Here is a 22,254-nt window from a genome sequence, read left to right as displayed (position 1 = left end):
CTCATGGCAGGAGTCGGTTCACGGCGAGCTCAACGCCGCGAAGCTCGGCGAGCCCCTTCAGCCGTCCGATGAGGGAGTAGCCGGGGTTGGTCGCCCGTCCCTGGTCGTCGAGGATCTGGTGGCCGTGGTCAGGCCGCACCGAGATTCTCGGGCCGCCGTCACGCTCGCGCCGTCGCTCCTCGGTGACGAGTTCGGCGACGACCGCCACCATGTCAACATCGCCCAACACGTGGCTCCCCTCGTGGAAACTGAGCGGGTTCTCCTCACGCACGGTCGAGCGCAGGTGGGCGAAGTAGATCCGGGATGCGAATTCCCTCGCCATCGCCACGAGGTCGTTGTCCGCCCGTACCCCCAACGAGCCGGTGCAGAACGTCAGCCCGTTTGCGACGCCAGGTGCCGCGTTCAACAGCAACCGGACGTCCTCCTGGGTGGAGACCACCCGTGGCAGGCCGAGCAGCGGGCGAGGCGGGTCGTCGGGATGGATCGCCATCCGGATCCCGGCCTCCGTCGCCACCGGGACCACGGCACGCAGGAAGTACCCGAGATTCTCCCGTAGCGCAGCAGCGTCGATGTCCGCGTACGTCGCCAGCATCGTCCTGAGCGAGTCGAGGGTGTATCCCTCTTCCGCGCCGGGCAGCCCGGCGATGATGGTGCGCACCAGCAGCTCGCGGCCTTCCGAGGACAGTTCGTCGAAGTACGTCCGGGCGCGAGCGGTCTCCACCTCGTCATACTCTGCCGCAGCCCCCGCTCGGGCGAGAATGAACAGGTCGAACGCCGCGAAGGCATCCTGGTCAAAGCGCAGCGCCCATCCGCCGTCGGCCAGGACGTACCGAAGCTCGGTGCGTGTCCAGTCCAGAATGGGCATGAAGTTGTAGCAGACCACGTCGATGCCGTTGGCCGCGAGATTACGCAGGCTCTGCTGATACGCCTCGATCAGGCGGTCACGGCGCGGACCCCCGCGCTTGATGTCCTCGTGCACCGGCACGCTCTCCACGACCGACCACGTCAATCCGGACGCCTCGATCAGCTTCTTGCGATCCGCGATGGCCTGCGAGGTCCACACCTCCCCATTGGGGACCTCATGCAGCGCGGTCACGATCCCGGTCGCGCCGGTCTGCTTGATATCCGCCAACGTGATCGGATCGCTTGGGCCGAACCATCGCCATGTGTGTTCCATGATTGCCTCCTGGGCTAAAGCTGTCCTAGATCGCGGGCCTCGGCGATGACTGCCGCGACCACAGCCTCGTTCTCGGCGAGCTCCGGGTCGAGGGCCCGGAGTAGGAGACGCACGGCCCCGGGCAGCGGTCCACCGGCGAACGGTAGGAAATCCTCGGCGCGCGCATCCGTCATCTTGGCCCCGCTGCCACGCACGTGGCACACCCACGCGGCGAGGGGTCGAACAACACCGCTTGTCAGCGCCCCAGCCGCGAGCTCATTGCGGACCGTGGGCAAGACGCGAATCGGCAGCTTCAATGAGCCATCCCACGCGATTTGGTCGAGCCTGTGCTGCATACGCGGGTTGGCGAAGCGCTCGATGAGTGCCGCGCGGTAGGCAGCGTTCTCGGCGGCGGGCAGGCTCAGGTGTCGTGACGAGGCGACCCACCACTCGTCGAGCCAGCGAAGGCACGTCGGGTCGCGCATGGCATCGGCCACAGTCACGTGTCCCCGGATGGAACCCGCATAGGCGAGCAGAGAGTGGGCGCCGTTGAGCATCCAAAGCTTGCGGTTCTCGAACGGTGCGACGTCGGTGGTGAAGATCGCGCCGGCGTCCTCCCAACGCGGGCGGTCGGCGGCGAATTCACCGCTGATCACCCATTCCGTGAACGGCTCGGTGACGATAGCCGCACGGTCACGGACGCCGGTCGCGGCCTCGACGGCGGCGAAGTCCTCAGGGGTGGGCTCAGGGGTGATTCGGTCCACCATGGTGGTGGCGTAGAGGACATTGTCCCGAATCCAACGGAGCAGCTCCGGGTCGACCCGCTCGGCAAGATCGGAAATCACTTGGGCGACGGCCGCGCCGTTTCCGGGGAGGTTGTCGCAGGGAACCACGGTGAGGGGGCCGGCGCCGGCCAGCCGCCGCGCCGCGAAGCCAGCGACCAGCTTGGCAGGAGCGGTACTGACGGGGGCCATCGCATCGGCGCGCAACGCCTCGATATCGGTGGTGACCTCGGCCCGGTCGACGTCGAGGCCGCCGTCGGGGCCACGCAGGTACCCTGCCTCGGTGATAGTGGTGGTGACGACCTGAACCTGCGGATCCGCGAGGTAGGCGAGCCAGGCCGCGTGTTCGTCCCCAAGGTGGATCCGGGCGATGCTGCGCACGACCTCAAAACGGTCCCCGTCAGCGGCGCGAGTGATCAGCGTGTAGAGCCCATCCTGCGACCTGAGTGCAGCCACTCTCGCACGCGACCGCTTCGTCGAGCGACCGGTGAAGGCGGCGATGCCCCACTCGGCCGCGTTCGAGGCGTTCGCGGTATACCACGCCTGATGTGCCCGGAAGAAGTTGCCCAACCCAAGATGGACGAGGCGCACGGGGGGGCCACCTGCTGACCTATGGAGCTCTTTCACAGTTTGAAGACCTCCTGCGGGAGACGCGTCACAATGTCGACCGCCGTTTCCAAGGCCTCGTCTTCGTCGAGACGGTGCTCAGCGACGAGTGTGGCGAGGTACCCGCTGTCGAGTCGACGAGACATGTCGTGCCTCACCGGGATCGTGCAGAACGCGCGGGTGTCATCGATGAAGCCTGACGTGCGGCTAAAACCAACGGTCTCGGTGATCGCCGATCGCCACCTTCGGATCGCGTCTGGAGCATCGAGGAACCACCAGGGCTGCCCTACGTAGACCGACGGGTAGAAACCGGCCAGAGGCGCAAGCTCACGAGAGAAGGTCGACTCGTCGAGCGTGAAGAGCACCAGCTTCAGGTTCGGGTGCGTTCCATACCGCTCAAGAAGGGGCCGCAGCGGGTCGGTGAAGTCACCGCGCAGCGGGATGTCGTGGCCGGTGTCCGGTCCAAACCTCGCGGCGGACGGCTGGTGATGATCGCGTCGCACACCTGCATGGATGGTCATGGTCAGGCCGTCCTCGGTCGACATCCGCGCCATCTCAAGCAACATGTGTCGACGAAGGGCCACAGCCTCGATGAGAGTCGCAGTACCGGCCACGGCGGCGTGGTAGATCCGTTCCGCTTCGGAGGGCTGGAGCGGCTCGGTCCCGCAGTCGGTGTGCGCGTGGTCCGCAGACGTGGCGCCGTGAGAGATGAAGTACTGGCGGCGTGCCTCCATTGCCTTGACCCAGCCGGCGTAGTTGCTTGTGTCTTCGCCGGATACCTGGCCCAACCGAGCCACAAGGGTGGGCCAACCAGCCTCGGACGCCTCGAGATAGCGATCGGGACGGAACGTGGGTATGACGCGCCCGGACCATGTCGGATCAGCCACCAGCGCGCCGTGCACGGCCAGGTCGTCGCACGGGTCATCGGTCGTCGCGAGCGCTGAGATCTTGAAGCGGTCGAAAAGCGCCCGCGGCTTGTACTCGTCCTGACTCAGCCGCTCGGCGAGGTGGTCGTAGATGGCGTCGGCCGTCGCGGCCGAGGGCCGCACGGTGACTCCGAAGATCTCGACGAGCTCGGACTCCAGCCAGTACCGCACCGGCGTGCCTCGGTAGAGATCCCAGTGTTCGCAAAGCAACCGCCATGCGGCGCGCGCCGCGGTCTCCGACAACGGGCCCTGCCCGACGCCGAGCGCCTCGAGCGGCACACCGGAGGCGTGCAGTAGCCGGGTCACGTAATGGTCCGGGGTGACGAAGAGTTCCGCCGGATCACGGAACGGCACGTTGTCCAGGAGCATTCGGGGATTGACGTGGCCGTGCGGAGAGATGATCGGGAGATCCCGCACCGCGTCGTAGAGCCGACGGGCAATGTCGCGGACGCGAGGGTCCGTGGGCAGGAGCCGGTCAGGGTGTAGCACGAGCGAGGCTGGCTGGTGGAGATTGACTGTCATCGTGTCGCTTTCCGTAACACGGCAGTTGGCTGCCGCATGTTGTCGCTGCTGAAGTCCCGGCGGACGCCGGTCCAAACGCGTCAGGTCACCGTGCCGAACTGCCAAGGGACGAACTCGTCCTGGCCAAGGTCAAGTTCCTCGCTGACGGTGCGCTCTCCCGAGGCGACGGCGATGATTCGTTCGAAGATCTCGTCGCCCACCTCCGTGAGGCCCGCAGTTCCGTCGACGATCCGACCACAGTTGATGTCCATGTCTTCGGCCATGCGCTCGTACATCTCGGTATTCGTTGCCAGTTTGATGGACGGGGTCGGCCTACATCCAAGGACCGACCCTCGACCGGTCGTGAAGCAGACGACGGTGGCCCCGCCGGCGACGATCCCCGTGACGGAGACGGGGTCGTAGCCAGGGGTGTCCATGAACACCAAACCGCGCTCCGTGACCGGCTCCGCATACTCGTAAACTGCGGACAGATCGGCCTGCCCCGCCTTCGCCACTGCGCCCAGCGACTTCTCCAGGATCGTGGTCAACCCTCCGGCCTTGTTGCCGGGTGACGGGTTGTTGTCCAGGCTCCCGCCACCGGTCTGCGCATAATTCTTCCACCAGTCGATCCGCTCGAGCAGCTTCCGTCCCACGTCCTCGGAGACGGCTCGTCGGGTGAGCAGGTGCTCGGCGCCGAAGACCTCGGGCGTCTCGGCCAGGATCGACGTCCCGCCGTCGGCGACCAACCGGTCCGAGGCATAACCGAGCGCGGGGTTCGCGGTGATACCGGAGTAGCCATCGGATCCCCCACAGTTCAAACCGAGCACGATTTCGCTGATGGGGGCAGGGGTGCGACGGCGGGCGTCCAGCACGGGAAGCATCTCGCGGATGAGGTCGACTCCTGCTCGCACGGTGGCGCGCACCCCGCCGGTGTCCTGGATCGTGAGCGTCTTGAGGATCGTGTCGGTGGGCACGTCCAGACCCTCGACCAGCGACTGCACGGGCACCATCTCGCAGCCCAGCCCCAGCACCACAAGGCCGCCGAAGTTGGGGTGCTGTGCGTATCCACGCAGGGTGCGAACCAGCGTGTTGGCACCGACGCTGCCCGTCACGAGCCCGCATCCACTTTGATGGGTGAGTGCCACTACGCCGTCGACGTTCGGGAACGCGTCAAGTGCCATCCCGCGGAACTGCTCGGCGATCATCTTGGCCGACGACGCCGAGCAGTTCACCGAGGTCAGCACGCCGATGAAGTTGCGGGTACCGAACCGACCATTCGCCCGTTGGTAGCCCTGGAAAGTGCGCGCAGGCGCGGACTGGGCCGGCAACGTTGCCTGTGCCGTACTGAACTCGTAGGCCCGGTTGCTGTCGTCCATGCCGAGGTTGTGGGTGTGCACGTGAGCGCCTGCCGCGATGTGCGTGGTTGCGAGGCCTATGGACTGTCCGTATTTGTGCAGGGCCGAGCCGGCGGGCACGTCGCGGACGGCTAGTTTGTGGCCGCGTGGCACGTCGCCAGGGAGCACAAGCTCGCCCGCCGCAGTGAGCACCCGGGTGCCTGCCTTCAGCTCGCGGGTGGTGACGGCGACGTCGTCGTCGGTCCGCAGGAGGAGGGCGCACTCAGCCAGCGGGACCACTGGGGATCCATCGGTCAGGTTCACGACGCGTTGTTCTTTCTCTGAGGGAGTCATCGGGTCACCAGTCGTGCATCGTGCCGTCGAGCAGCCGGTTCACCGGTAGGTACGCCGGGGTGTACTCGAACGCGGCGGCCGCGGATTCGTCGAGCTCGACGCCCAGGCCGGGGTTCTCGCCAGGGTCCAGCAGTCCGTCGATGAACGTGTAGCTCGTCTGGAACACCTCGAGCGTGCGCTCGTTGTGCACCATGAATTCTTGGATGCCGAAGTTGTGAATCGCGATGTCAAGGTGGAGCGCCGCCGCCATCCCCACAGGCGAAACGTCCGTCGGCCCGTGGATGCCGGACTTGATCTGGTAGATCGCCGCGAAGTCCATGATCTTGCGCAGTCCGGTGATGCCGCCGGCGTGCGTGGCGGAGGAGCGCACATAGTCGATCAACTGCTCGGTGATCAGCGTCTGGTAGTCGAAGATCGAGTTGAAGACCTCACCGATCGCCAACGGGGTGGTGGTCTGCGACCGCACCCGGCGCAGGCCCTCTTGGTTCTCCGCGGGTGTGCAGTCCTCGAGCCAGAAGAGGTCGAACGGCTCCAACGAGCGACCAAGCTGGGCACCCTGGTTGGGCGTCAGCCGGTGGTGTGCGTCGTGCAGCAGGGGCAGCGCGGCGCCGAACTCCGCGCGTACGGCCTCGAACACCTTCGGAATGTGCCGTAGGTATGCGGCCGTGTCCCAGTCCTCCTGGATCGGCACGGCGGTGCGCCCGGCCGGTTCGTAGTCATATTTCTGCCCGGCCAGCTGGTCGTTGCCGACGCCGTAGACCTTGGCCAGGCCGGGCACACCGGTCTGGATCCGGATCGCCTTGAAACCGTCGTCCAGCAGGTTGTGGATCGCGATGAACAGCGCATCGACGGTGGTGCCGGACGCGTGCCCGTACGCGAGCGCCCCGCGCCGGCTCCGCCCGCCGAGCAGCTGGTAGACCGGCAGCCCCGCGACCTTGCCCTTGATGTCCCACAACGCCATGTCCACCGCCGCGATGGCCGCCATGGTCACGGGCCCGCGCCGCCAGTACGGTCCGCGGTACAGGTACTGCCACGTGTCCTCGATGTTATCCGCGTCGCGCCCGATCAGTAGGGGCACGATGTGATCGCGAAGGTAGGAGGCGACCGCGAGCTCGCGCCCGTTGAGGGTCGCGTCCCCGAGCCCGACGACGCCATCGCTCGTTGTGAGCTTCAGCGTGACGAAGTTGCGACCGGGGCTCGTGATGATCACGTCGACGCCCTCGATCTTCATCGGGCCCCTCCGACGGACGCAACAGACTGGTCGCGGCATTGTCGAACGACGAGCATCCTGTCTCCTCTCTGAAACAGAATGAGTGAAAATGACACAGTCACTCATAGGGATGAGCTAATCGAGAGACCGGGGCCGTGAGGCTCCAGACACGTATGAACAGTACCTTCTTAGACTGAATACGTCACGCGATTCAAAAGAATTTCTGAAAATGCTTGACGTACTACTGAAAAGGTTTGCATACTGTCGTGGAGCCACAACGCGGTGGCCGCACCACACGACTGAGGTGAAGCCCGTGTCCGTAACCGCCCGAGATGTAGCCCGAGTTGCGGGTGTCTCCATCTCCACGGTGTCGCGTGCGCTCGCCAAGCCAGATGACGTCGCACCGGCAACCCGAGCAAGAGTGCTGGAAACCGCACGCGGGATGGGTTACCTCCCGAACCCGGCCGCCCGTGGCCTGATCACTGGCCAGACGAGCACGATAGGCCTGATCGTCCCCGACCTTGAGAACCCGTTCTTCGCAGCGGTGACCAAGGGCGTGCAAAGCCGAGCCCGCGCCGCTGGCTACCACGTCGTCGTCGCGGATTCCGATGAAGACCCCAGCCAGGAGGAAGACCTCGCCCGCACCATGGCCAAGCGGGTGGACGGCATCGTCCTGTGTTCGCCACGTGCGCCGGACTCGGTGATCGCCCAGGTGGCGCTCGAGTGCAAGCTCATATTGGTGAACCGGTCTTGCGGAGACATCCCAGCGGTCGCCATCGACAACCTCACGGGAATCCGCCAGGCGATGGGGCATTTGGTTGCTCTCGGACACCGCAAGATTGCGTACGTCGGCGGACCCGCGACCTCGTGGTCGAACACTGCCCGGCTCGCCAGCCTGCAGGTCGTTGCCGCGGAGGATCCAGACCTGGAGCTGGTGGATCTCGGATCCTTCCAGCCGTACGTCTCAGGCGGCATCGCAGCGGCTGACCTCGTGATTGTCAGCGGAGCTACCGCCGTGGTCGCGTACAACGACCTTGTCGCATTCGGCCTCCTGGATCGGTTGCGTCATCGCGGTGTCAGCGTCCCGGATGACATCAGCGTGGTCGGCATCGACAACATTCGGATGTCCGAGTTGACCTTCCCCTCCCTGACGAGTGTCGGGATTCCCTTGGTGAATTGTGGTCGCGCGGGTGTCGACCTGCTTCTCGATTTCGTACGGGATCCGTCCACGCCGCCGAAACACCATCACGATCTGTCGTTCCGGCTGGTCGTGCGCGAATCAACCGGGCCCGTTCGAACCAGCGCCGCCCTGCAAGCCACCGCTTGAAATTTCCATCTATCCGCAGTCCCAAGGTCCGGGCGACGATGCTCTGGCCATACGTACAGAGAGAAGACACGCAATGCGAATCGCCAAACCACTGCACCTGGTGGCCGGACTTGCAGCCCTGGGGATTGTCCTCACCGCCTGCAGCGCACCCAACTCAGGAACAGCCACCACCACCACCAACACGGCTGCTGCCACAGCGTCAGGCAGCACCACCCCCACCATCCCGGACAAGCCGTCGGCTCCCGTCTCGCTCCACATCCTCGACGTCGCGGGCAACCAGAAGCTGACGGGGCCGATGGTTGACGCGTTCGTGAAGGCTCACCCCGACATCATCTCGTCGGTGAGCTGGGAGAGCGCCGGTGCGCCCGACCTCGTCGGAACGATCAAGCCGCAGGTCGACAGCGGCAACCTGTCGGTCGACCTGGTGATGACCGGGACAGACGGGCTGTCCGCCGGCATCGAGCAGAACCTGTGGGTTCCGATCGTCACGGACTACGGCTCCCGGATCTCCAACATGGCGAACTACCTCGACCCGGCAGCCAAGATGGAGGCGCTGGCCAACGGCTTCGGCGTCGTCACCACGTACTACCCGTCGGGGCCGCTGCTGCAGTACGACCCGAACGTCGTGAAGAACGTCCCCACGACCCCGGAGGAACTGCTCGCCTGGGCCAAGGCAAATCCCGGCAAGTTCGGCTACGCGCGACCGGCGAACTCGGGCTCCGGCCGGACGTTCCTCATGGGCCTGCCGTACATGCTCGGCGACAAGGACCCCTCCGACCCCGTGAACGGGTGGGCCAAGACCTGGGCCTATCTCAAGGACCTCGGCCAGTACATCAACAACTACCCGACCGGCACCGGTGCCCTCATCGCTCAGGTCGCTGACGGCACCGTCGCCATGGTCCCGACCACGACCGGGTGGGACATCAACCCGCGCGCCCTCGGCCAGGAGCCGGCGACGATCGAGGCTTCCGCCTTCAGCAACTTCACCTGGGTCACGGACGCGCACTACGCCGTCGTCCCGAAGGGGCAGTCGGCGGACAAGATGGCCGCGATCCTCGACCTCCTGCAGTACATCCTCACGCCCGACGTGAACGCGATGGCCTACGACAGCGGCTACTTCTACCCGGGTCCGGCCGTCAAGGGCGCCACGCTCGACAAGGCCCCCCAGGCGAGCCAGGACGTCATCAAGAAGTTCGGTCGTGACTGGTACGACGCCCTGATCGCCAAGGAGCCGAAGGCCGTTCCGTTGACCCCGGCGAACATGGTCAAGGCATTCGACATGTGGGACCGCGAAGTCGGGACCGGAAAGTACACGGCGAAGTAATCATGACCATCGCTGCCAGCAAGTTCGAGTCGCTCGAGCTCCTCGGCCTCGGCCGAAGCTTCGGCGGGATCGACGCGCTGGTGGACCTCAACCTGACGGTCCGGGCGGGCGAGTTCATCGCCCTGCTCGGGCCGTCGGGCTGCGGCAAGTCCACCGCGTTGAACTGCCTCGCCGGGCTGCTGCCCCTGACCCACGGTCAGATCCTGATCGACGGCAAGCGGGTGGACACAGTCGCCGCGGAGAACCGCGGGTTCGGCATGGTGTTCCAGAACTATGCCCTCTTCCCTCACCTGACCGTTGAGAAGAACATCGCCTTCGGGCTCCAGATGCGCAAGGTCCCGAAGGCCGAGCTCAAGCGACGCGTCGCGGAGGCGATCGCGCTCGTCAAGCTCGAGCAGCACGCGAAGAAGCTTCCCGGTCAGCTCTCGGGCGGCCAGCAGCAGCGTGTGGCGATCGCGCGTGCCGTCGTCCTCGAGCCGCGGCTCGTGCTGATGGACGAGCCGCTGTCGAACCTCGACGCCAAGCTGCGGCTCGAGATGCGTACGGAGATCCGGCGGCTGCACCAGTCGCTCGGGCTCACGACCATCTACGTGACCCACGACCAGGAGGAGGCGCTGTCCATGGCGGACCGCCTCGTCGTCCTGCGCGAGGGCCGCGTCCAGCAGGTCGGCACCCCGGAACAGCTCCACAACAGCCCGGAGAACTGGCACGTCGCGGACTTCATGGGCTACCGCAACCTGATCGACCTGGACGTCACGGCGGTGACCGGCAGCGCCGTGACCGTCGCGGACCAGGGCTTCACGCTGCGCGGGACCGCCGTTCACACGCCCCATGTCGGGGACAAGGTGCGGGCGGCAATCCGGCCGGAGGACCTCGTGGTCGTCTCCCCGACCGTCCCCGTGACGGGTGGCAACACGACGACCGCCACGGTGTCGGTGGTCGAGTACCACGGCCGCGAGTTCGCCGTCGGTGTCACGACGCCCGGAGGCCGCGGGCTGCACGTGCGATCGGACCACGCCCCGGTCGTCGGCTCGGTGGTCGAGCTCACCGCCGACCCGGCTCGCGTCCTGGTCTTCCCCGCGGACCTGGTCGATCCCGCGACGCTTTCGGTCGAGGAACGGGAACTGGCCGAGGTCCGGAGATGACGGCGCCGACGATCGCAGGGCACAAGTCGACGAAGTCGACGGCGAGCCTGAGGCACCGACTCGCCGAGCGAGGCATCGACATCTCGCTGCTGATGCTCGTGCCCGCTCTGATCTTCGCCCTCCTCCTGTTCGTCTACCCGTTCTCGTACGGGATCGGCCTGACGTTCCAGCCCAGCGCGGCGATCCAGAAGCAGTGGGGCGCGGGAGCGTTCTCCAACTACGTCGAGTTCTTCAAGGACCCGTTCGTCCTGAACTCGGTCTGGTTGACGATGAAGCTGGCCTTGCCCGCAGCATTGTTCAACGTCTTGGCCTCGATCCCGATGGCGTTCAAGCTGCGGCGCCGGTTCCGCGGGAAGAAGTTCCTCACGACACTTCTGGTGCTCCCGATCGCGCTCGGCACCGTGCTCACCGCTCAGGGGCTGCTGATCTTTGCCGGCCGACAGGGCTGGCTCAACCGGTTCCTGGAGCAGATCGGCGTGATCCACCAGCCGCTGGCGCTCGTGAACAACTATCTGGGCGTGTTCTTCTCTCTGGTCATCTCAGGGTTTCCGTTCGCCTTCCTGCTCATCTCGTCGTACCTGTCAGGGATCGACCCGTCGATCGAGGCTGCGGCGAAGACCATGGGCGCGAACTGGATCCAGCGGTTCCGGCGGGTGATCCTGCCGTTGCTGGCCCCTGGGCTCGCGACGACGTTCATCCTGACGTTCGTGCTCGCGTTCAGCGTCTTCCCGTCGGCACGGCTCGTTGGTGACTCGATGGGCTCGACCCGCGTCATGGCCATCATGGCCTACCGGGCGTTCGGGGAGCAGACGGACTATGGGATGGCCTCGACGATCGCGATCATGATGGGGCTCGTCGAGCTCGTCGTCATCGCCGTCGTCCTGATGTGGCGCTCGTTCCTCTACAAAGGATCGACAGGAGGGAAGGGCTGATGACCACTCAGACTTCTCAGCCCCGGACGGACCCGCCGGCACCGGCCGACGCCGTCAAGACGAGGTCCGCCAACCGGGTTCCCGGTCAACGCTCGCTCGCCGCCGCACCCTCAACCTGGTTCGTGTGGGCCGGGACGGCCGCGTTCTTCATCTTCCTGATCGGGATCCTCATCAGCGTGGTCGTGGACTCATTCGGGACGTCGTGGTTCACCAACTGGCTCCCGGAAGGCTTCACCGCGAAGTGGTATGCGAGTGCGTGGAGCACCTTCGGCATGGCGCACATCATCGGCGTCACGCTCGTGGTCGCGCTGGCTGTCATCATCGTCGCTGTCGCCGTCGGGGTGCCCGCCGCGTACATCCTCGCGAGGCGCGACTTCCCGTTCAAGAAGGCCATCACGCTGCTGTTCCTGCTACCCGTCCTGATGCCACCCATCACCTACGGCATCCCGCTGGCCACCGTGATGTACAACCTCGGGCTCGGGCGCACCCTCACCGCGGTGATCCTCGTGAACCTGGTTCCGTCCATCCCGTTCGTCATCCTGACCATGACGCCGTTCATCGAGCAGATCAACCCGGCGATCGAGAACGCGGCCCGGATGTCCGGGGCGAACATGCGGAAGGTGTTCACGAAGATCCTCTTCCCGCTGCTGGTGCCCGGAGTTCTCGCGGCATCGATCCTCGTGCTGGTCCGCACCGTCGGGATGTTCGATCTCACGTTCCTGGTGTCCGGTCCCGACTCGGACACGCTGGTCGTGGCGATCTACCGTGCGATGACCGCTGCGGGGGGTGGCCAGATCCGTCAGCTGGTCTCCTCCATGGCCGTCGTCTACACCGTGACGATGATGTTCATCCTCATCATCGCGCTGCGGTTCGTGAGCCCGACACAGCTCGTCGCCCGGGTTAAGGAGTCACGGGAGGACTAGGTATAAAACAGATGGAGGTTGTCGACAGTCGGGCCTTCCCTTTGGGAGGAAGGTTCCATGACAACAACCATCTCTGCGTCGGCCGAGCGGGAGCTCGAGCGTCGCGCGAAGCACAAGCTAGCCGTGCTGCGGCACGTCGAGGAAGTCAGTGGCAGCGTTGCTGCCACGTGTCGCTACTACGGGATCAGCCGGCAGGCCTATTACAAGTGGCTCAAGCGTTATGAGAGTGAGGGCTTCGAGGGGCTGAAGGACCGTTCGAGCGCGCCGCACCACTCGCCGACAGCGATGTGGGCGGCCCTGCCGGTCACGTGGGCCCCGTCACGGATCTTGACCTGGAGGGCATCGAGGTAGATCACGGGGTAGAACGGGCGGTTTCCAGCGGCGTCGACTGCCACGCGGTGACTTCGTCGGTGATCTTCGAGATCGTCTCTGGCGACAGATCCGTGCCGATCGTGGAGACCAGGTGATGCTGAATATCACGGATCGTCATCCCGCTGGCATAAAGCGAGATGATCATGTCATCCAGCCCGCCCAGACGCCTGGCGCCCTTCGGGACCAGCCGGGGCGTGAACGTCCCATCACGGTCGCGTGGGATCGCTAACTCGACATCTCCAGCGATGGACGTCACGGTCTTCGCTGAGGCGCCGTTACGCGAGTTCGGATAGTACCGGGCATCGGGATCGCCCCGTTCGTAGCCCAGATGGTCGCTCAGCTCGGCGTCCATGCCACGCTCCAGGACCGCTCTGATCATCTCCGGCAGGAAGCCACCCTCACCCGTGAGCGCGAGTCCACGTTCATCCGAGGCCGCCATCAACCGGTCGAGCATCTCCTCGTCGAAGAGTTCGCGCCGCAATCGGCGAGCCCCCGGCTCATCCTGCTTGCCCTCACTCCGCTTGGTCATACCCATAGTCAATCTCCTTCAGATCGGAGACCCGCCCTTACACAGAACATCTGACACCCCCTGTTATCTTGGGAGCTGCCAGTATCTTTGGCGGGAGTGGAAGGATGCTCGGTTCGGTACTCGGCGCCTTCCTGATCACCGGGGTCCCGAGCGGACTGATCGTTGCTGGCATCCCACCGAACTGGCAGAAAGTGGTGATCGGCATGCTCGGCATGAACGTACCCGACCCGCGGCAGGCGGTCAGCGATCTCTCCGGCGGCCAGCGGCAGACCGTGGCGATCGCACGTTCCGTCGCCTGGGCGAAAAGAGTCATTCTGCTTGACGAGCCGACGAATCACCTCGGGCCGCATCAATCGGGGCAGGTCCTCGACGTGATCCGCAGAGCGAGGGACAAGGGCTTGGGCATCATCCTCATCTCCCACGCCCTGCGTCAGGTGCTGGAGGTCACCGATCGCATCGTCGTCGTCCGGTTGGGCCGGCAGGTGGCCAATGACTGTATCGAGAACTACACCTCCGAGACCCCGGTTCGTGCGATTACGGGCCGTGACGCGTGACGGCCGGATTGACGCCCGCCCGACTGGCCGCCCTCATTGGAGTTGGCCAGCCGGGCGTCGCGAGCGCCACGGAGTGGCGCTCGGAGGCGTCGCCTGACCCTGGGCTCGGCCTGTGGTCCGCAGTGCTTGTGACACCAGGTTCGGCGATCCCCTTCCTGCTCTATCGGCCGTTGTCCCCGGGGCCGTGGCCCGCCGCAGTGGCTATCCACCAACACAATGACGAATATCACTTGGGCAAGAGTGAGCCCGCTGGCCTCCACGGCGACAGCCACGCCGCCTATGGCCTAGCTCTGGCGCGCCGCGGATTCATTGTGGCGATGCCGGACCTCGATGGCTTCGAGGACCGGCAGCCCCCGACCGACGCGGGGCTCCGCTATGAACTGTTCCAGGCGATGAACGCACTTGTTGAGGGAGGCACCCTGCACGGCCGTCATGTGCGCGATGTTCTCAGCGTGGTCGACTACCTTGAGAAATTCGAGGATGTCACCGGCCCGGTGGCTGTTGCGGGCCATTCACTCGGAGGGCAGATCGCCCTCCTCTCTCTCGCGGTTGACGAACGCCTCAAGCACGCTGTGATCAGTTGCGGCGTGACCACGTACGGCGCTGCTCGGGAGGCAGGAATTTTGCACAACCCAGGTTGGTATATTCCGGGCCTCGAGGATGCTGGAGGTTACGCCGCAGTCGCGGCGAGCCTTCGCGGCAAGCGGTTGCTCGTGCTGGCGGCGGAGGGTGATGAGCACTTCCCCGCGGCCGGTGCCGCGAAAGTGATTGCGTCGTTCCCGGACGGCGTCGCCACGGTCAGGTGGCGCCCTGGTGCCCACGCGCCAGACAGCTTCATGCCGGAAGCGGTCGCCCAATGGCTGGCAGGAGAATGACCACGGAGGGGAATGCTGCAGCTTTGGTTTCCTCCATGGCAGTCGTCTACACCGTGACGATGATGGTCATCCTCATCATCGCGCTGCGGTTCGTGAGCCCGACCCAGCTCGTCGCCCGGGTTAAGGAGTCACGGGAGGACTAGCAGCCCTAGCGGCGTTAACGCAGCCTTCGGCTGGCGGGTACGCGGTCTTCTTGAGTGCGCCGCCACGAGCGCACCGCAACACTTAGCCCGCGCACTCCGTGAGGTAGCCCGCGTTGATGCGCTGCTGAGCCGCAGGCTGTTCCTTGATGAGCGCGGCCGCCTGGTCGCTCGTGGACAGTGCGGATGTTTGGTCCACCAGGCTGCCGTACGACGTCGCGCCTTGCGCTATCTGGCCAAGGCCGACCGCGTAGAGCGTCCAGTAACTCTGCAGCGACGTGATGTCGGCGGCCAAGGTGGTGGGGGCCATGCCCGCGGCCGTGCCAAGCGCTGCGGCGTACGCCTGAGACGTGCTCGTGGTGGCGTCGCCGACCGTGTGGAGATTGGCGATGTCCCCGTCCTTGGAGCCGGCCGCCATGGTGTCGATCATCGTGAAGAGACTGTCGAGCGCATCGGACGCCGGGGACGCGAGCGCGGCCGCTGAGGCCATGGCGTGGCAGAAGTCTTTCGGCTTGGTCGGCGCGGCGGAAGGGTTCGTTGTGGTGCTCTGAGCGCAACCGGAAAGCATGAGAGCAGCAGCGGCGGCAAGAGTGGCTACACGTTTCACGCGCCTAGTCTGACTGTTCGCGGCCTATTCGGCAAAGCCGAGCGGCAATGTCGGACCCGCGAGGGACCATGGACTGGCGGCAAAGGACCGCGGGATGCCCCAACTTCACCACGGAGCGCGTCATCCACCGGCACCACGCAGTTGTCCACAGGCTTATCCCATGGTTTTGCACATGACCACTACATCTAGGGTCGAAAGGCATGGAACACCCCCACATGTTGTTGCACCGACGGTAAGGACGGGCTACTCTCGACCTCAGTACTCGAGAGGGTTTTGAGCAGAATTCGAGGCCTCGCAGCCCTTCCGAGTGAAAGTCCCCTGGTAGGACCCCAGCACGTCCGGCGATTGATTGCCGGAGTCCCCATTTGGCCCTCGGGCCACAGTTTTCAAAGGAGTATCGTGACGATCACGGAGAACAACGCAGCCGACGTCAATGGCGATGTCGCTTCGGCCGTAGCCGACGCCAACCCGACCCGGACGGGAATCCACGTCACCAAGCGCGACGGGACCAGAGAGCCGTACAACGCGGACCGCATCAACAAGGCGATCGAGCGCGCGGCGGCCGGACTGCCCGATCAGATTTCGATCACCACTCAGGTCGCCTCCGAGTTGGCCATCACGTTGTTCGACGGCATCACGACCGAGCAGCTCGACGAGGCCGCCATCGGCGTGGCCGTCCAGAACGTCAAGGACGACCCCGACTTCGACATCGTCGCGTCGCGCCTGCTGCGCAAGGTGATTTACAAGCGCGTGCTCGGCGGTTTCGACACCGACCTTGAGCTGGCGCTGCTCCACCAGGCCCGCTTCCCTGGCTACATTCGCGACGCGGTCGAGGAGGGCCTGCTCGACACCCGCCTGGAGTCGCTGTTTGACCTCGACGCCCTTGCGGCCGCCATCGACCACCGTCGCGACGACCTCATGCGGTACATCGGCACCGTCACGATGCGCAACCGCTACATGATTACCGACCGCCACGGCAAGGCGCTCGAGGTGCCGCAGTACTTCTGGATGCGCGTCTGCATGGGGCTTTCTCTCAACGAGAACAACCCGACGGAGATGGCGCTCAAGTTCTACGAGAAGGTCTCGCGCCTCGAATACCTGCCCGCCGGCTCGACCCTGGTGAACGCGGGCACGTCGTACCCGCAGCTTTCCAACTGCTTCGTGATGCAGATGGAAGACGACATGGACCACATCGCCAAGACCGTCGGCGACGTCATGTGGCTCACCAAGGGCACCGGCGGCATCGGCCTGTCGGTGACCAAGCTGCGTTCCGAGGGCAGCCCCATCAAGTCGAACAACACGTCCTCGACCGGCCCCATCCCGTTCATGCACACGATCGACTCGACGCTGCGCGCCGTGAGCCGCGGTGGCAAGAAGTTTGGCGCCCTGTGCTTCTACATGGAGAACTGGCACCTCGACTTCCCGCAGTTCCTGGACCTGCGCCAAAACTCCGGTGACCCCTACCGCCGCACGCGTACCGCGAACACCGCGGTGTGGATCTCGGACGAGTTCATGAAGCGTGTGGCCGCCAACGAAGACTGGTACCTCTTCGACCCCGCCGACGCGCCAGACCTGGTCGAGCTCGTCGGGTCGGCTTTCTCGCGCCGCTACAACGAGCTCGTGGCTCTCGCCGAGGCGGGCAAGGTCCGCAGGTTCAAGAAGATGGGCGCACGCGAGCAGTACAAGGCGATCCTCATCTCGTTGCAGGCGTCCTCGCACCCGTGGCTCACGTGGAAGGACACGATCAACAACCGTGCCCTCAACACCAACACGGGCACCATCCACCTGTCGAACCTGTGCACCGAGATCTGCCTGCCGCAGGACCGCGAGAACATCGCGGTCTGCAACCTCGCATCGATCAACCTCTCGGCGCACTACATCGACGGCAAGATCGACTGGGAGCGCATGGAGACCTCCGTGCGCCTCTCGGTGCGTCAGCTCGACAACCTCGTTGACATCACGCTCTCCTCCGTCCCCGAGTCGGAGCACGCGAACAAGGAAAACCGTGCGATCGGCCTGGGCGTCATGGGCTTCACCGACGTGACCGAGAAGATGGGCCTGGCGTACGAGTCCGAGGAGTCTTACGACCTCATCGACCAGATCGTCGAGTTCGTGTCCTTCCACGCGATCGACGAATCGGCCGACCTTGCGCGCGAGCGGGGCTCGTACTCGAACTTCGAGGGCTCCGGCTGGTCCAAGGGCCTCGTTCCCTTCGACACGATTGCGATCGCCGAGGCGGACCGTGGTGTGCCGATCGCCGTCAACCGCACCATGCGCCAGGACTGGGACACCCTGCGTGCGAAGGTCGCGGGCGGCATGCGCAATGCGACCCTCATGGCCGTCGCGCCCACGGCATCGATCGGCCTGGTGGCGGGCACCACTCCGGGTTTTGACCCGCAGTTCTCGCAGATATTCTCCCGCGCGACGTCGTCCGGTAAGTTCCTCGAGGTCAACCGCAACCTGGTGAAGGACCTGCAGGACCTGGGGCTGTGGGAAGACGTCAAGGACGAACTCCTCGCCACGCAGGGCGACCTGTCGCGGATCGAGGGCATCCCCGAGCACCTGCAGGAGGTCTACAAGACCTCATTCCAGCTCAGCCCGTACGCATTTATCGAGGTGGCGGCGCGCGCCCAGAAGTGGATCGACCAGGCCATCAGCCGGAACATCTACCTCGAGGACCGCGACGTCGAGAACATGATGGCCCTGTACGCGGCCGCTTGGGAACGCGGCGTCAAGACGACGTACTACCTCCACATGAAGCCGCGACACACGGCCGAGCAGTCGACCGTCAGGGTCAACAAGACCGAGAAGATCAACACGACCGGCTCGGCCAACGGCCAGGGCAAGGGCTCTTCCGGTCCAGCCAAGAAGGGCTTCGGCGGCTTCGGCGGCGCCAAGAAGGGCTTCGGCGCCGCGACCGCTGCGGCCGACGCTCCCGTCGCCGACGCGGTGATCGCCGACGAAGGTGTTGCGCAGGCGGTCGAAGCGGCCCCTGCCGCGCAGGCTCCGGCGGCGGCTCCTGTCAAGCGCGGATTCGGTGCGGTGGCGACTTCGGCCGCTCCCGTTCCCTCAGCCCAAGTCGTTGTCGAAGCGTCCCCCAGGACGGGCGGCATCTCGATCGCTCCCGCGTCGTTCATGTCGGCATTGGCCGCCAAGGCCTTCGCGCCGGCTCCCGAGCAGAAGCCCGTTGTTCCGCCTTCGGCGCTTCCCGCCATCGTCGAGCCCCCCTTGGTGGAAACGGCGGGTGTTGAAACGGCGGGTGTTGAAACGGCGTCGGCGGGCGAGACGGACCGGTTCGACGCCTACGAGGCGCCCGAGGGCGCGACAATGCTCGAGGTCGTCGAGACGGTGTACTCCGCCGACGGTGACATGGAAATGGTGGGAGGCGTGGCCTGCCCCGTCGACCCGATGGAGCGACTCCAGTGCGAGTCCTGCCAGTAGCCATTGACAGCCCCTCAGACCTGAAAGACGACAAGGAGTAACACCATGGGCATCCTCGGAACCGGAATCCAAGACGGGCTTGTACTCAAGCCGGTCAAGTACCAGTGGGCCATGGATCTGTATGACCAGGCGGTCGCGAACACGTGGTTCCCCAACGAGATTCAGTTGGGTGAGGACCTCGCCGACTTCAAGAAGATGACCGACGAAGAAAAGCACGCGGTCACATACTTGATGTCGTACTTCAACCCGAACGAGCTGCTCGTCAACAAGGCCCTCGCCTTTGGCGTGTATCCGTACATCAATGCCCCCGAGACGCATCTGTATCTCGCGAAGCAGATGTGGGAAGAGGCCAACCACTGCATGTCGTTCGAATACGTCCTCGAGACCTTCCCGATCGATCGCGAGCAGGCCTACGCGTCGCACGTGACCGTGCCGTCGATGGCCGCGAAGGAAGAGTTCCAGGTCAAGTTCATCAAGCGGATGACGGAGGACACCCTCGACATCACGACAACCGAGGGCAAGAAGGACTTCATCCGCAACCTCATCGCGTACAACATCATCCTTGAGGGCATCTGGTTCTACTCGGGCTTCATGGTGGCGCTGTCGTTCCGCCAGCGGAACCTGTTGCGCAACTTCGGTTCGCTTATGGACTGGGTCATCAGGGACGAGTCGCTGCACCTGCAGTTCGGCATCAACCTGATCCTCACGGTGCTCGAGGAGAACCCGGACCTGCAGAACGAGGAGTTCGCGAACGAGATCCGCAACATGATCCTCGGCGCCGTGGAGATGGAGGAGGCGTACAACCGCGACCTGCTCCCCAAGGGCATCCTGGGCCTCAACGCCGACTACGTGAACCAGTACGTGAAGTACCTGGCGGATCGCAGGCTCGAGGAGCTCGGCTTCGAGTCCCACTACAACGTGTCAAACCCCGCCAAGTGGATGGCGACGGCCAACGACACACTGCAGCTCGTGAACTTCTTCGAGGCGACCAACACGTCGTACGAGGTGAACGCGAAGGGGACAAACGCTTAGCGTCACAGGGGGAGCAGGCGTGAAGTGCTCCCAGGAGCGCGGTCAGGCTTGATCCCTTTCGGAGAGGCTTCGCCTCTTCCCTTCTCCGGGCGTGGGAATGGCCGGTCTCGTCGATCGGTTAACCTCGATACAGCGGTGATACGCGGCTTCGTCCGCACCGGTCACTACTTTCCCCGTCTGCGGCATCGGCGCCAGATCTTTATGCGCGACGCCTTGATGCGCGACGGTCTTTCCTGGAGGTTTACCCGTGTCAGTCGACACAGCCCCGACGGCGCCCACGCCCGTGGCTTTGAACGCGACCCCCGCTCAACACGGCGCTTCCCTGACTCGCCCCCAGCGGCTCGGGTACATCTTGCTGCTGGGAGCCCTGGTTGCCCTGGGCCCATTCACGGTCGACATGTACCTCCCCGCCTTCCCCGCCGTGCAGATGGACCTGCGGACCACGGAGACTCTGATCCAGTTGACGCTCACCGCGACGATGGTGGGCTTCGGGCTCGGGCAGCTGGTGGCGGGCCCGCTGAGTGACTCGTTAGGGCGTCGGCGCCCCTTGCTCATCGCAACCGCGATTCACGTGCTGTCCTCCATCAGCATTCTGTTTGCCCACAACGTCACCGCCGTGATGATCGGTCGCGTTGGCCAGGGTCTGGGCGCGGCCGGATCCGCGGTCGTCGCCATGGCGATGGTGCGTGACATGTTCGGGGGTCAGGGCCTCGTGCGCATGCTCGCCAGAATGGCCCTCGTGAGCGGCACGGCTCCTGTTGTGGCGCCCCTCGTGGGTGCGGCCATCCTCAGTTTTGCTCCTTGGCGAGGCATCTTCATCGCGCTTACCATCTACGGGACGTTGATGACGCTCACGGCGGCGCTGTTCCTGCGCGAGACGCATGATCGAGAACGCCGCGGGCGGCTCAATGCGAGCGCCATGCGTCAGCGCTATCGGGTGGTCTTTCACGATCCCGTGTTTCTGGGTGTCGCCTTGGTGAGCGCCATGACGTTCACTGCGCTGTTCTCGTACCTCTCGGCGTCGTCGTTCATCCTGCAGGATCAGTACGGCTTCTCCACGCCGCACTTCGCGATGACCTTCGGCATGAACGCCGTGGGAATGATCGTCTTCACCCAGACGGGCGCGCGACTCATGCGCAGGTGGCCCCCGCGCGCCGTGATGACAATCGGGGTGAGCATCGTGTCCCTGGGTGCGCTCTCGCTGCTGATTCTCGGCGTGACGGGAGTCGGCATGCCGTGGCTCCTAGTAGCGCTGTTCTTCACGGTGGCGCCGCTTGGTTTCATCATGCCTACCGCGCAGATCCTCGCTCTCAACGATCACCCCAACGAGGCGGGAACCGCGGCCTCGGTCCTAGGCGCGCTAAACTTTGCGGTCGCGGGCGCCGTGTCGCCGCTTATCAGCGTCCTTGGGATTTCAGTGACATCCATGGCGACGGTAATGGTGGGGTCCATGGTCCTCGCGAATGCGAGCTTCTGGCTTGTGGTCCGCAGGCGCGCCTCCGCCGACGTATTGCGCTAACGGCGCCAGTCCTAAACCCCCTGGACCTCCATGCGAGCGTTAGCGTGTTCGCATGACCAAGCGCGTCGCGATTCTGCTGTTTCCCGGCTTCGATCTGATCGATGCGGGCGGGCCCTACGAGGTCTTCCTCACCGCCTCTCGATTGGCCGAGCGAGATGGGCTTCCGCCTCAGTACGAGGTGGTCTTGGTGAGCCCAGGAGGCGCCGACGCCGTGGCGTTTGGCGGCATGACGTTGACCCGTTTGCACGACCCCGCCGACGTCGGCCAGATCGACATCGCGATCGTGCCCGGCACCATCGATGTGGCTGCCGTCGTCGCCGATCCGGTGCTCGCGGCGACTGTGGAGGGCTTGATCGGATCCAGCGGTGTGACGGCGTCCGTGTGTACGGGGGCATTCCTGTTGGCGAAGGCGGGCGCATTGGAGGGCAAGAGCGCGACAACCCACTGGGAAGACGTCGATGACCTCGCGCGGACCGGCAAACTGGCCGACGTGCGCTCCGGGGTGCGTTGGGTTGACGAGGGCTCTGTGGTGACGTCAGGTGGGCTCACATCAGGGATTCACATGGCGCTTCATCTGGTGGCTCGGGACTACGGCGTCGACCACGCGGTGCGCACCGCAAAGCAACTCGACCAGCCGTGGGACCCGACCGGCGCTTCGTAGTTCT

General features: G+C 65.1%; 18 protein-coding genes and 1 pseudogene. 12 read left to right on the top strand and 7 right to left on the bottom strand.

Translation table 11 applies throughout. The annotated features are described in order from the left end of the window. Nucleotide 1 precedes the first annotated feature (1 nt). The 5 genes from uxuA to manD all read right to left on the bottom strand — a co-directional run bounded on the left by uxuA (nt 2) and on the right by manD (nt 6,890). Nucleotides 2-1,177: a mannonate dehydratase gene (gene uxuA, locus BKA03_RS13035; RefSeq protein ID WP_062074320.1), complete on the bottom strand. Its 1,176-nt coding sequence runs from the start codon at nt 1,175-1,177 to the stop codon at nt 2-4. 14 nt (nt 1,178-1,191) lie between these two features. Beyond that, a complete protein-coding gene (locus BKA03_RS15745) occupies nt 1,192-2,529 on the bottom strand; it encodes a mannitol dehydrogenase family protein (RefSeq protein ID WP_083971194.1) in 1,338 nt (445 codons plus the stop codon). A gap of 32 nt (nt 2,530-2,561) precedes the next feature. Beyond that, on the bottom strand, nt 2,562-3,992 hold the full coding sequence (uxaC, locus tag BKA03_RS13025) for a glucuronate isomerase (RefSeq protein WP_062074318.1): 1,431 nt from the start codon (nt 3,990-3,992) through the stop codon (nt 2,562-2,564). 80 nt (nt 3,993-4,072) lie between these two features. Next, the gene (locus BKA03_RS13020; protein WP_083971191.1) at nt 4,073-5,659 is read right to left on the bottom strand and encodes a UxaA family hydrolase; all 1,587 of its coding nucleotides are present in this window, start codon (nt 5,657-5,659) and stop codon (nt 4,073-4,075) included. A 4-nt stretch (nt 5,660-5,663) separates the two neighbouring features. Beyond that, nucleotides 5,664-6,890 carry a D-mannonate dehydratase ManD gene (gene manD, locus BKA03_RS13015; RefSeq protein WP_062074317.1) on the bottom strand — a complete coding sequence of 409 codons (1,227 nt, stop codon included), beginning with the start codon at nt 6,888-6,890 and terminating at the stop codon, nt 5,664-5,666. Nucleotides 6,891-7,182: 292 nt separating this feature from the next. On the opposite strand from manD, the gene BKA03_RS13010 reads away from it, so the two are divergent. The 6 genes from BKA03_RS13010 to BKA03_RS12985 all read left to right on the top strand — a co-directional run bounded on the left by BKA03_RS13010 (nt 7,183) and on the right by BKA03_RS12985 (nt 12,871). After that, entirely contained in the window at nt 7,183-8,196 is a 1,014-nt protein-coding gene (locus BKA03_RS13010; protein ID WP_062074433.1) for a LacI family DNA-binding transcriptional regulator, read from the top strand. Between the two features lie 73 nt (nt 8,197-8,269). Beyond that, nucleotides 8,270-9,520 (top strand): ABC transporter substrate-binding protein, encoded by a 1,251-nt coding sequence (locus BKA03_RS13005; RefSeq protein ID WP_062074316.1) that lies wholly within the window; start codon nt 8,270-8,272, stop codon nt 9,518-9,520. A 2-nt stretch (nt 9,521-9,522) separates the two neighbouring features. Next, a complete protein-coding gene (locus BKA03_RS13000) occupies nt 9,523-10,665 on the top strand; it encodes an ABC transporter ATP-binding protein (RefSeq protein ID WP_062074315.1) in 1,143 nt (380 codons plus the stop codon). After that, on the top strand, nt 10,662-11,597 hold the full coding sequence (locus tag BKA03_RS12995) for an ABC transporter permease (RefSeq protein ID WP_062074314.1): 936 nt from the start codon (nt 10,662-10,664) through the stop codon (nt 11,595-11,597). The genes BKA03_RS13000 and BKA03_RS12995 overlap by 4 nt, the downstream gene beginning before the upstream one ends. Further along, nucleotides 11,597-12,520, top strand: a complete 924-nt coding sequence (locus tag BKA03_RS12990; protein ID WP_083971188.1) for an ABC transporter permease — start codon at nt 11,597-11,599, stop codon at nt 12,518-12,520. Before BKA03_RS12995 ends, BKA03_RS12990 begins: the two co-directional genes overlap by 1 nt. 57 nt (nt 12,521-12,577) lie before the next feature. Next, nucleotides 12,578-12,871, top strand: coding sequence for a helix-turn-helix domain-containing protein (locus BKA03_RS12985; protein WP_062074313.1), 294 nt, complete (start codon nt 12,578-12,580; stop codon nt 12,869-12,871). Here the strand turns inward: BKA03_RS12985 and BKA03_RS12980 are convergent. Then, nucleotides 12,796-13,346, bottom strand: a pseudogene (locus BKA03_RS12980) (transposase); the annotation flags it as partial. The gene BKA03_RS12985 and the pseudogene BKA03_RS12980 sit on opposite strands and share 76 nt — an antisense overlap. Nucleotides 13,347-13,525: 179 nt before the next feature. Here BKA03_RS12980 and BKA03_RS12975 point away from each other — a divergent pair. After that, a complete protein-coding gene (locus BKA03_RS12975) occupies nt 13,526-13,975 on the top strand; it encodes an ATP-binding cassette domain-containing protein (RefSeq protein ID WP_062074311.1) in 450 nt (149 codons plus the stop codon). Further along, nucleotides 13,972-14,850, top strand: a complete 879-nt coding sequence (locus BKA03_RS12970; RefSeq protein ID WP_062074310.1) for an alpha/beta hydrolase family protein — start codon at nt 13,972-13,974, stop codon at nt 14,848-14,850. Before BKA03_RS12975 ends, BKA03_RS12970 begins: the two co-directional genes overlap by 4 nt. Nucleotides 14,851-15,075: 225 nt before the next feature. Here the strand turns inward: BKA03_RS12970 and BKA03_RS12960 are convergent, their stop codons facing one another. Next, on the bottom strand, nt 15,076-15,597 hold the full coding sequence (locus BKA03_RS12960; RefSeq protein WP_152649472.1) for a hypothetical protein: 522 nt from the start codon (nt 15,595-15,597) through the stop codon (nt 15,076-15,078). 483 nt (nt 15,598-16,080) lie between these two features. Between BKA03_RS12960 and BKA03_RS12955 the strand changes: the two genes are divergently transcribed. From BKA03_RS12955 to BKA03_RS12940, 4 genes are all read left to right on the top strand, one after another. Further along, a complete protein-coding gene (locus BKA03_RS12955) occupies nt 16,081-19,038 on the top strand; it encodes a ribonucleoside-diphosphate reductase subunit alpha (protein ID WP_062074431.1) in 2,958 nt (985 codons plus the stop codon). A 45-nt stretch (nt 19,039-19,083) separates the two neighbouring features. Then, a complete protein-coding gene (locus tag BKA03_RS12950) occupies nt 19,084-20,070 on the top strand; it encodes a ribonucleotide-diphosphate reductase subunit beta (RefSeq protein ID WP_062074308.1) in 987 nt (328 codons plus the stop codon). Between the two features lie 247 nt (nt 20,071-20,317). After that, complete coding sequence (locus BKA03_RS12945) at nt 20,318-21,589, top strand: multidrug effflux MFS transporter (RefSeq protein WP_062074307.1); 1,272 nt, start codon at nt 20,318-20,320, stop codon at nt 21,587-21,589. 52 nt (nt 21,590-21,641) lie between these two features. Continuing rightward, nucleotides 21,642-22,250 (top strand): GlxA family transcriptional regulator, encoded by a 609-nt coding sequence (locus BKA03_RS12940; protein WP_062074306.1) that lies wholly within the window; start codon nt 21,642-21,644, stop codon nt 22,248-22,250. The last annotated feature ends 4 nt before the right edge of the window (nt 22,251-22,254 follow it).

The organism is Demequina lutea, assembly GCF_013409005.1.
GTDB classification, from domain to species: domain Bacteria; phylum Actinomycetota; class Actinomycetes; order Actinomycetales; family Demequinaceae; genus Demequina; species Demequina lutea.
Note: the sequence above shows the minus strand (reverse complement) of the source record. Positions and strands in the feature narration are given on the sequence as shown.